The 11,053-nt window shown below is 58.5% G+C and carries 6 protein-coding genes; 1 reads left to right on the top strand and 5 read right to left on the bottom strand.

Annotated features, from left to right (window positions below):
- Nucleotides 1-74: 74 nt before the first annotated feature.
- From AAAC48_RS21235 to AAAC48_RS21215, 5 genes are all read right to left on the bottom strand, one after another.
- Complete coding sequence (locus AAAC48_RS21235) at nt 75-1,691, bottom strand: ABC transporter substrate-binding protein (protein WP_340656093.1); 1,617 nt, start codon at nt 1,689-1,691, stop codon at nt 75-77.
- An 18-nt stretch (nt 1,692-1,709) separates the two neighbouring features.
- The gene (locus AAAC48_RS21230) at nt 1,710-2,831 is read right to left on the bottom strand and encodes an alanine--glyoxylate aminotransferase family protein (protein ID WP_340656092.1); all 1,122 of its coding nucleotides are present in this window, start codon (nt 2,829-2,831) and stop codon (nt 1,710-1,712) included.
- 265 nt (nt 2,832-3,096) lie between these two features.
- Nucleotides 3,097-3,975 (bottom strand): transglutaminase family protein, encoded by an 879-nt coding sequence (locus tag AAAC48_RS21225; RefSeq protein WP_340656091.1) that lies wholly within the window; start codon nt 3,973-3,975, stop codon nt 3,097-3,099.
- Between the two features lie 12 nt (nt 3,976-3,987).
- Nucleotides 3,988-6,390 carry a circularly permuted type 2 ATP-grasp protein gene (locus tag AAAC48_RS21220; protein ID WP_340656090.1) on the bottom strand — a complete coding sequence of 801 codons (2,403 nt, stop codon included), beginning with the start codon at nt 6,388-6,390 and terminating at the stop codon, nt 3,988-3,990.
- 148 nt (nt 6,391-6,538) lie between these two features.
- On the bottom strand, nt 6,539-9,877 hold the full coding sequence (locus tag AAAC48_RS21215; protein ID WP_340656089.1) for a transglutaminase family protein: 3,339 nt from the start codon (nt 9,875-9,877) through the stop codon (nt 6,539-6,541).
- A gap of 238 nt (nt 9,878-10,115) precedes the next feature.
- Between AAAC48_RS21215 and AAAC48_RS21210 the strand changes: the two genes are divergently transcribed.
- Nucleotides 10,116-10,334 carry a DUF559 domain-containing protein gene (locus tag AAAC48_RS21210; protein WP_340656088.1) on the top strand — a complete coding sequence of 73 codons (219 nt, stop codon included), beginning with the start codon at nt 10,116-10,118 and terminating at the stop codon, nt 10,332-10,334.
- The last annotated feature ends 719 nt before the right edge of the window (nt 10,335-11,053 follow it).

Here is an 11,053-nt window from a genome sequence, read left to right as displayed (position 1 = left end):
AGCTAAGATGCTGAAATCGCTTTCTCTCCCTCAAGGGGAGAGATAACCAGCTTTAAGCTCCGATATTCAGAATTCTACCCCTTGATCCAAACATTCGCCCAATTCGAAACCGCCCAGCGCGGGTTGTCGGAGACGTTCTGCACACTATCACGTGCGACAGTGATGAAGGAAAATTCGGCGACATTGATCAGCGGCAGGTCGTCGGCCACCTTCTTCTGCAGCTCCTTGTAGAGACCGGCGCGCTTGCCCGCATCGACCGTGGAGGCAGCTTGCTTGATCAGCCTGTCCACTTCAGCATTGGCATAGCCGTACTGGTTGGAGAACGGCACCCCGGCTGGCAGGCCGCTTTCGAACAGGATCGTCGTCGAAATCGCCGGATCGGAACGGTAGACCGGCGTTGCGACCGTGATGTCGAAATCATGGTCCGTGTAGACCGCTTTCAGATGCGCCGGCGTGTCGTTATTGACCACCTGGGCATCAATGCCGATCTTTGCCAGAGCCTGACGAAGATAATCGCCGAACTGCTTGGTTTCGTTGAAGAATGGGGCTGGCAACAGTTTCAGTTTGAACCGGTTTCCGTCCGCGCCACGCTTATAGCCGGCTTCGTCGAGCAGCGCTTCCGCCTTGGCTGGATCGAAGGCATATTTCGTCACATCCGGCTCGTAGAATGTCTTGTCATAGGCCGGTACGGGGCCTGTCGAAGACTTGGCATAGCCGAGAAAGATCGTCTTCACGACGAAATCATGATCGATCGCATGCGCCAGTGCCTGCCGCACCTTGACGTCGGCAAGCTCCTTGCGACGGTGATTGATTTCAACAATCAGCTGATAGGTCAACCCTTCATAACCATTGGAATAGACCTTCAGGCCCGCTACCTTAGAAATTCGATCCATATCCGCGAGCGGCACTGCTGAAAACGCCGCGAGCTGTATCTGCTCGGCCTCCAGTGCATTCCCCGCTGCGGCGCGGTCCGGCAGAAACTGGTAGACAATCTCATCCAGCAGTGGCTCGTCCTTTTGCCAATAGGCGTCATTGCGCTTGAGCAAATAATATTCACCGGGCTTGTATTCGCCGAACTTGAATGGCCCGGTTCCGACCAGTTTCTGATTGGCCGGATTCTTGGCAATATCCGTGCCTTCATAAATATGTTTCGGCACGACGGAGGTGACGACCGGCAGCGCATTGCGAATGAGCTGGAACGGTGTCGGTTGCGAGAATTTGAAGATCGCAGTGTGGTCGTCCGGCGTCTCGACGCTTTCGAGGTTCTTGAAAACCACGCGTCCAAGGTTTTGCAGCCTCTTCCAGACTTCGAGCGCCGAGAATGCCACATCCGCAGAGGTGAAGGGTTTGCTGTCATGCCAGGTCACGCCCTCGCGCAGTTTGAACGTCACAGTCAGCCCATCATCGGAACCTCCCCAGGACGTGGCAAGACGCGGCGACAGCCCGTCCTTGCCGTCGTAGGATTGCTCCGCCAGCGGCTCGATCACCTTGCTTGCGACGAAGAAGACGCCATTCGACGCGACGATAGCCGGATTGAGGTTGGCCGGTTCGGTATCCCCCGCCACGACCAGACGCCCGCCTCTCACAGGCGCTGCCGCTTGCGCCCAGCTCAGCTCCGGCAAGACCGAGGTCGCGCCGATGCTGGCGGTCGCAGTGAGAAAAGCGCGTCGGTTCAACAGGATACGGGACATTGTTGTAATCCTCTTATGTCAAAGGTGGAGGGGTCTGGATAGAATACCGCTCAGCGCGGAAATGATGGTGCGGGCGAAGGCCGGTTCTGCGGAGGCGCCCATATGACCGATGCGCAGGATCTTGCCCGCCGTCTCACCGCGCCCAAGCGAGACCAGAATGCCGTGGTCGTGCAGCAGGCTATCGCGCAGCGCCACATCATTAGTGCCGTCGGGCACTTTGAAGGCCGTTGCCGTCGGAGCGCACCAAGCCTCCTGCTTCGGCCACAGCGACAGGCCAAGGCCAAGCAACCCCTGCCGTGCGACAGACGCCGTCTGGGCATGACGGGTCCACACATTTGCCGGGCCTTCCCTTGCATAGCGATCGAGCGCTGCATCCAGTCCATAGATTTCGGCAATGGAGGGCGTTACCGGGAAAGGCCTGCCGGGCTCCGATGCGCCTCTCCACGCTATGAGACTGAGGAACGATCCGCGCGGCGCATCGGGGTTGGCATCGATCTTGGCCCACGCACGCTCACTGACGGCGATCAGGCTCAAGCCCGGGGTGCTGCCGAGGCATTTCGATGGCGAAGTGATGAAGATATCGGCATGGGTATCCTGCGGATGCGCATCCATGCCTGCGAAGGAGGACACAGCATCGACGATCAGAAAGGCGCCGTGCTCGGCGACGACCGCCCCGATTTCATGCAAAGGATTGAGCGTGCCGGACGGCGTATCATGATGGCACAGCGCCACGACAGTAACGTCGGGGCGGCTGCGCAAGGCTTCGCGCACAGCTTGAGGGTCAATGATCTCGTCGAAGCGCACGGCGAGTTCAACGACTTCCTTCCCGTAGCGCGCCGCCCAACTGGCAAAACCCTTGCCATAAACCCCGGAAACCAGATTGAGGACGACGTCGTTCTTGCCGATGAGGGCGGCGGCGGCGGCCTCAATGCCGAGAATGGCCTCGCCCTGCATGATTACCGGATCATTGTCGATTTGCAGCGCTTGCCGCAATTTCTCAACGACACCGGCATAATAGGTCTGGAACGCCGGGTGATAGTCGTAAAGCACCGGCTTTCCAAGTGCGGCCAGTACCTCGGGATAGGCGGGCACAGGCCCGGTGGTGAGCATGAGCGGCGGGATGGGAAGCAAGGATCGCACTTCAGAATTTCATCCCATTCTTGGTAAGGAATTGCTCAGGAATTAGACCATATTCTCCGGATTGCGGGAAACCAAGAAAAACCATTTCAATAAATTTATTCCGGCTGACAAAACCATTATGCGCGGTTCGACGGGGCTCACCATGAGGGGTGTTGGGCATTGCAGGGAGATCGAAACTGCAACGTTGCGGGTTGGCTTGCAATCAGCCCAGTTCCCTCATGGGAAGCCCCGTCGAACCGCGCACTAAGGCCATTGCGTTCAACGTTCACTCCATCGGAATAACGTCGACCGACTGCTTGCCTTCCTGGGATCCGCTGGTCTTGAGCACGCCGACGATGGGCGAAACATCCGCATAGTCGCGGCCGTAACCGATAGTGATATGGTCATTGCCTGCAACCATGGCGTTGGTCGGATCGAACTCCTGCCAGCCGGCCTCGCGACCGCACCAGGCGCGCACCCAGGCATGCATGGCATCGGCGCCCTCCAGCCGTTCCTCGCCGGGCGGCGGAATGGTGCGCAGAAAACCGCTGACATAGCCGGCCGGGATACCGATACCGCGCAGGCCGGCAATCATGACATGGCTGAAATCCTGGCACACCCCTGCCCGCAAATCGAACGCCTGACGCGCGGTCGTGCGCACATCGGTCACATCGGACTCGTAGGTGAAGTCGGCATGGATGCGATTGTTGAGATGATTGACCGCTTCCATCACCGTCCGTGTACCGGCAAGGCTTTGCGCCGCATAGGCGGTTATATCCGGATCGATCGCTGCGTGCCTGCTGCTGGTCAGGAAATGATGCGGCGCATCGGCCGCGATGGACAAGACGCTGCGGATCTCCTTTTGCAGTCCGGCAAGGTCGGGCGAAACGTCCAGCATTGTCGGAGGACGGGTGACATTGACCCGTGCGGTCATCGTCACGTCGAGGGTTTCATGCGGATTGCGATAGACGATCGACGTGACTGTGTTGGAGAAGAAATCCGTGAATTCCGAGCGCTCGGTCGAGACAGGATCGAAAGACAGGGTGGAAGCAATGACGCGCTGAATGCTCGGCATGGTCTGCGGCATGACGCGGATGTGATGCCGCCCGCCTGCTGCCGAGCGTTCGTAATCATAGTGGAGATGAAGGCGGATGTTGTAGAGCATGGGTTGCGGTCTTCAGGCGAAATAGGTGTCTGAAATCGTATCAGAAAGCGTGCCGATCTCGAAGGCAAGCGTGCTGAGCTTCTCCGGCGTGAGGTCAATAGCCTCGATGATCGCGAGATCCGTATGCAGTCGCAGCACCTTCTTGGAAAACTCCGGCATATTGGCACCTGGCTCACGTGAGGGCAGCAGGCTGAATTCCGTTTTCAGCGCATTGAGCTGAAAGATGATCGAGCGCGGGTTGAGCGGATCGAGCGCCAGCAGATCAAGCACACTGAGCCGGCCGGAATAGACGCTGTACTGCCGCCGGTGCGTCATGACGCTATCGCCGATCTCCAGCAGCATTTCCAGCGCACCATCGGCCGCATCGTTCCGCGAAAACGTTGAAAGGATATTTGCCATCTGGATGCCGCGCTCAAGCCTGCGTCCGATTTCAAGGAAACGCCACCCGGTAAAGCGGTACATGTTTTCGTGGACGAGACCTGAGAACCCGGCAAGCTTGCGCAGGATAATGGTCATGGCGCGCGTGGTATCGTCGCCAGGTGAAACCACATCCTGAAAACGATGGATCGTCTTGGAAAGGTCGCGCAATGCCAGCCAGCCATCGGGCGAGAAACGATCGCGGATACGCCCTGCGCTCAGCATCGCGCCGTCGATGGAGCGCTGCAAGCCCTTTGGGATAGCGGTGTCGAGATTAACGCCCAACGACTTCAGATGATCGCGCATTTCCGTCAGCAGCGGCAGTTCCATATTGGCCGCCTCGGCATAACGGGCGTGGCAGGCACGCAGGATGCGCGCCGTACCTTCGGCGCGCTCGATATAGCGGCCCATCCACATCAGGTTTTCCGCCGAACGGCTCGGCAGCGTTCCCGGCACATTGCGCCGGAAAGTATCATCCTCGCGCGGCAGCAGCGTGTCCTTGCGCACCGGTCCGCTCGAGGTAATCCAGACGTCGGCCGCCTGCCCGCCGCGCTGCATGGCGATTGCCGCCGTATCCAATGTAAAGCCGACGCGAGCAAAGCCGCCTGGCATAAAGCTCCAGCCATCCTTGTGGCGCGCCGCAAAGACGCGCAGTACGAATGGCCGCGGTTCCAGCTTGCCATCGACATAGACAGGCGTTGTCGAGAGCTTGACCGCCTCCTGCCCGACCAGCCCGCGCCCGTCCTGTCGCAATCGGTCGAGCAGCGCCTTGCGCGCCTCGTCATCGAGCGCCGAGCCGAGCACGGTTGCGTTGACGTCCTCGAAGGCCAGCCGCGTCGACATTGCAGGGCCGACCATCATCTGGTTGAGCCGGTCCATGACCTGTTTGCGTTCATTTTCCTGACCGCACCACCACGTGGCAATGCTTGGCAATGCCAGATCGCGATCGTGCAGCGCCTGCGAGATGGCCGGCAGGAAAGCCAGCAATGCACGGGTCTCAAGGATGCCGGAGCCCAGCGCGTTGACCAGCGAGACCGAGCGCTGGCGCAAGGCACTGACCATGCCAGGCGTGCCAATCCACGAATCTGCTTTCAGTTCCAGCGGGTCCATATAGGCGGCGTCCATGCGCCGCCATAGAACATCGACCGGCTTGAGGCCTGAGACGGTCCGGACCATCACCCTGCCTTTGGTGACCGTCAGGTCATCGCCCTCCAGCAGCATGATGCCAAGATACCGCGCGATATAGGCATGCTCGAAATAGGTCTCGTTGTTCGGGCCGGGCGTCAGGATCGCCGCCCTCCCTTGCTGGTCATGGATAAGGCTTTGCAGCGAGTCGCGGAAATCCTTGAAGAAACCCGCAAGCCTGTGGACATTCATCGCCCCGGAAATATCCGACAATGCGCGCGTCGTCGCAACACGGTTCTCCAGTGCAAATCCTGCGCCTGACGGCGCTTGCGTCCTGTCGCCCAGCACCCACCATTGCCCGTTCGGCCCGCGCCCGAGTTCGAAGGCACAGAAATGCAGGAAATGCCCGCTCGCGGGCTTTATTCCGGCCACTGGATGCAGGAATTCCGGATTTGAAGCGATCAGGTCAGGCGGCAGCAAACCATCGCGGATCAGCCGGTTCTCGCCATAAATGTCGGCAACGATGTCTTCGAGCAGGTCCGCGCGCTGCGCCAGACCGAGGGTGATCTCCCGCCAGTCGTCCTCATTGATCAAAATCGGAATGTGAGCCAGCGGCCATTCGCGCTCCTGCGTGCCGTTCTCGTCATAGACGCGATAAAACACCCCGGCATCATGCAGATATTGGTTGGCGCGGGCTAACCGCGTCGCCAGCTTTTCCGGGCCGATCTGGTCGAGCTTGTGAAGCAGCGTCTCCCAACCGGGTCGAACCGCGCCGCTCGGGTCGATCATCTCGTCGGCGATGTTCGGCAATGGCCTGTAGCTCGCAAGCAAGCCCTGACGTGAAACAGATTGTTCTTTCTTGCTTAGTGACATTGTTTCTCGTCAGTGCCTGTCGTTATTTTGTGTGTATGGGATGCCGCTCTTAACTCCCCCCTTGTGCGGGAGAAAGCGATTTCAGCATCTTAGCTCTTGCTAAATGCTAGAAATCGCAAGAGAGGGGATATTTGCAAAATCTCCAAAATCAATTCTGCCGCGGCCTTCTCAGATCAAGGGTCATCGGGAACTCAGCAGATGGTGTTTCTTTCCTGAGCTCATATCCCCCGGCCGTATGCCCGCGCGGCTCGAATCGGGACAGGCGGCGCGCCTCGGCCTCGTTCGAATTCACCGGGAACGTATCATAGCTGCGCCCGCCCGGGTGTGCGACATGATAGACGCAGCCGCCAATCGCCCGCCCCGACCACTGGTCGTAAATATCGAAGACCAGCGGTGTGTTGACCGGGATCATCGGATGCAACCCGGATCGTGGCTGCCACGCCTTGTAGCGAACGCCGGCGACGGCCGTGCCCTGGCGATCGGTCATTTTCAGGGGAACTTCACGGCCGTTACAGGCAACGCTGTAGCGCGCGGGGTTGTATCCTTCCACCTTGACCTGAAGCCGCTCGACCGAACTATCGACGAAGCGCACGGTACCTCCGATTGCGCCCTGTTCGCCCATGACATGCCAAGGCTCCAGCGCCTGCCGCAGTTCGAGCTTGACGCCCTCATTCTCGATTTCGCCGCAGAATGGAAAGCGGAATTCGAGTTGCGCCTCGAACCATTCGGGGCGGAAATCAAAGCCATGCTGGCGAAGGTCGGCCAAGACATCAAGAAAATCCTGCCAGACGAAGGCCGGCAGCATGAAACGGTCGTGCAAGGACGTGCCCCAGCGTACGAAACTACCCTCTATCGGACTGTTCCAGAACCGGGCGATCAGTGCGCGAACAAGGAGTTGCTGCGCAAGGCTCATGCGTGCATTGGGCGGCATCTCGAAACCACGGAACTCGACCAGCCCCAACCGTCCTGTTGGTCCATCAGGCGAAAACAGCTTGTCGATGCAGATTTCCGAGCGATGGGTGTTGCCGGTGACATCGACAAGCAGATTGCGGAACAGCCGATCGACAAGCCAAGGGAGCGGCGGCGTCCCCCGGCCCGGCATTGGTACCTGCGCCATGGCGATCTCAAGCTCGTAGAGGCTGTCGTGACGCGCCTCATCGAAACGCGGGGCCTGGCTGGTCGGGCCGATAAACATGCCCGAAAACAGATAGGAGAGCGACGGATGGCGCTGCCAGTGCAGGACGAGGCTCTTCAACAGGTCCGGACGGCGTAGGAAGGGACTGTTGTTCGGTGTCTCGCCGCCGACGACCACGTGATTGCCGCCGCCCGTGCCCGTATGACGGCCATCGATCATGAACTTGTCGGCGCCAAGCCGGGTCTGCCGCGCTTCTTCGTAAATCGCCGTCGTTGTCTCAACGCATTCGCGCCAGTTGGAAGCGGGGTGAATATTCACCTCGATGACACCCGGATCGGGTGCTACGCGGATGACATTGATGCGATGATCCTGGGGCGGGCTATAACCTTCGATGTGGACCGGCAGGCCGAGCTTTGCGGCAGCCGTTTCTGCAGCGCCAACCAGTTCCAGATAATCCTCCACCGCCTCGACCGGCGGCATGAACACGCTCAGGCGGCCATCGCGCGGCTCTACGGAGATCGCCGTGCGCACGGCACCGCCGATTTCACCGAGCTCCTGTTCGACACGCTCCTGTTGCGTGCCTTCAGCCGCGGTGAACGACGCCACCGCTTGCGGCGTATCGCGCGCGGCTGGAGCGGATTGCGCTAAAGAATCCGGCAGCGCGCCGCGTTCGACTGATGGATCGACCGGCACAATATACGGGTATTCCGAGGCCGGTACATGCGGCAAGGCTCCCAGCGGCAGGCGATAACCAACGGGAGAATCGCCCGGCACGAGGAAGAGCTTGCCGCGCCGGGTTTTCCATTTTTCGCTGCGCCAACGCGGACCGGCAACCGCCTTGCTGTTCCATCTCTGTACAGGCAAAACGAACCCAGTCGGCTCGGTCAGGCCACGCTCGAAGACACGCGCGATGCGACTGCGTTCTTCGGGGTCCTTCAGTTTGGAATTGGATGGATCGACATTTGCCGGCAGGTTGCCTTCCTTGACGATCCATTCGGCCGGGTCTTCAAAGGCAGGCGCTACCATCTCCTCCTCCACGCCGAGGACATTGGCGATGCCGACGAGAAGCTTGCCCGCATCGTCCGCCTTCACAGCGGCCTTGCTGTTTTCCGGTGCGATCAGATCCGGATTGACCCAGATCGGTTTACCGTCCTTGCGCCAGTAGAGCGCGAAGGTCCAGCGCGGCAAGCTTTCGCCCGGATACCACTTCCCCTGCCCGTAGTGCAGGAAGCCGCCCGGCGCGAAGCGCTCACGCAGGCGGCGTATCAGCCTGTCGGCCTTTTCACGCTTGGTCGGGCCAACGGCGTCCGTATTCCACTCGCCGGATTCGAAATCGTCGATGGAGACGAAGGTCGGCTCCCCGCCCATAGTAAGACGGACGTCCCGCTCCTTCAGGACGCTATCAACCTTTTCGCCGAGTGCATCTAGCGCGGCCCAGGATTCATCGGAGAACGGCTTGGTGATCCGCGGATGTTCAGATACGCGAGTGACATGCATGTCGAACCCGAATTCGACATTGGCAGGTTCCGCCATGCCTGAAATCGGCGCGGCATTGCGATAATGCGGTGTAGCGGCAAGCGGCACATGGCTCTCGCCGGTGAGGAGACCCGACGTCGGATCAAGACCAATCCAGCCTGCGCCGGGCAGATAGACCTCGCACCATGCGTGGAGATCGGTAAAATCCTTGTCCGTGCCGGCCGGCCCATCGAGCGAAACCAGATCAGGCTTCAACTGGATCAGGTAACCGGAAACAAAACGGGCGGCCAGCCCGAGATGGCGCAGGGCCTGCACCAGCAGCCAGCTGGAATCACGGCAGGAGCCGGTGCGCACGTTGAGCGTCGTCTCCGGCTCCTGCACGCCGGTTTCCATGCGGATGACATAGCCAACCTCGCGCTGGATGCGCGCGTTGAGGTCCACAACGAAATTGACCGTATTGGTGGTGGTTCGATCGATCGTATCGAGAAAGGCTTGCAGCAGCGGACCTGCAGGTTCCGGCTTCAGATAGATAGAAAGGTCTTCGCTGATTTCTTGCGGATAGGTGAAAGGCCAGTTCTCGGCGACCGGTTCGACAAAGAAATCGAAGGGATTGTAGACCGTCATGTCCGCGACAAGATCGACCTCGATCTTGAGCTCCGTCACCGGTTCTGGAAAGACAAACCGGGCGAGAAAATTGCCGTAGGGATCCTGTTGCAGATTGACGAAGTGATTGGCCGGGCTAACCTTGAGTGAGTGGCTCAGAACTTTCGTGCGGGAATGCGGCGCTGGCTGGAGGCGGACAATCTGCGGACCGAGCGTGATGGGACGGTCGTATTTATAGTGTGTCAGATGATAGACTGCAGCGTGAATTGCCATATCGCCTCAAAGTGTTTTCTGAAATGCGCGTTCCCGAGAAAACTAGCCTACTCTATCCTGAAGTAAATCTCATCCTGCTAATTATTTTGGCAACTTCGGTATTTGCCGCATAAACGAGCTTGAACAGATTTGTGTCGCATGACGCACGGGGTTGAGATATCCGTCAGAACACACCAGCAATCATTCGAACATATGCACGGAAAATGCGCAGGGACGCAACCTTGGCGGAGAACATGCTGTGGCAAGCAATCCGAAACAATCAATTGGGTGGTTTGAAATTCAAACGACAAGCGCCGCTTCTCGGCTACTAGTGGATTTTGTCTGCTTTAGGTCAAAGCTGATCATAGAGCTGGATGGGAGTCAGCATTCAGGATCCGACTCGGATTTGGAACGCGATAAATATTTGAAAGCATCAAGTTTCAAAACGCTGCGTTTCTGGAACGATGAGATTATTTGAAATCTGGACGGTGTCTGTTCACAGATACTACACGAAGCGAAGAGCGACAAAGCACTTATGTTCGTTTGCAAGTTCCTTGGTCATGACTCTTTCCTTCTGCCGTTGACGACGAAAAGCACAGGCGTGAAGCTGATGCACAAGGTAGGAAACAAGGCATTTAGGCGACGGCTGGCATACTCTCATGCGCAGATTGGACACCGCATTTCCGTGCGTTCGTCTGGGGCTGCCTCACATGAGGGTCGTCGGGTCAAGCAAGACTTTTCACGGTGACATTGGCACATTTCCTTGTTCACAGAATCCATGGTCTTCTCTATTCGGCGTGTTGAGGTCAAGCACTCTTTCTGGCCATCCGTTTTCCGGTATTTGATGTCTTTCGCAGGTTCTTGCTTCTTCTCTATTTGGCTGGCAAAGGTCAAGCGCTTCTTCTGGCAACTGTTTCCAACTTTAGATATCCCGACGGGCTCGCTCTTCTCTCCGGAATCGGCACTTTGGCCCTTCCATGATGGGTTCAGATGAAACAAGTGGAACAATCTCCGGGGCGTTCTTACTGCCGTGTTGGCAGCAGAACTGAGAAGCAAACGAACTCACTTGTTCTCCGTCCCGTGTGGGACATCATTCCGCCGTTGGCGGAATTCACTTAATGTAACGGCGGTATTGTCAAATCCTTACCGGGAGTTCCTCTCTCGTCCAGCAAAATTCTGTCTCATTCGTCCACATCC

Source organism: Phyllobacterium sp., assembly GCF_037994405.1.
GTDB lineage: Bacteria > Pseudomonadota > Alphaproteobacteria > Rhizobiales > Rhizobiaceae > Phyllobacterium.
The sequence above is the reverse complement of the archived record's forward strand: the minus strand, read 5'-3'. Positions and strand labels throughout refer to the sequence as shown.

What these genes read in the sequence shown, in the direction of transcription:
- AAAC48_RS21235 (WP_340656093.1), bottom strand. Translation starts at nt 1,691, where the DNA reads ATGTCCCGTATCCTGTTGAACCGACGCGCTTTTCTCACTGCGACCGCC.
- AAAC48_RS21225 (WP_340656091.1), bottom strand. Translation starts at nt 3,975, where the DNA reads ATGCTCTACAACATCCGCCTTCATCTCCACTATGATTACGAACGCTCG.
- AAAC48_RS21220 (WP_340656090.1), bottom strand. Translation starts at nt 6,390, where the DNA reads ATGTCACTAAGCAAGAAAGAACAATCTGTTTCACGTCAGGGCTTGCTT.
- AAAC48_RS21215 (WP_340656089.1), bottom strand. Translation starts at nt 9,877, where the DNA reads ATGGCAATTCACGCTGCAGTCTATCATCTGACACACTATAAATACGAC.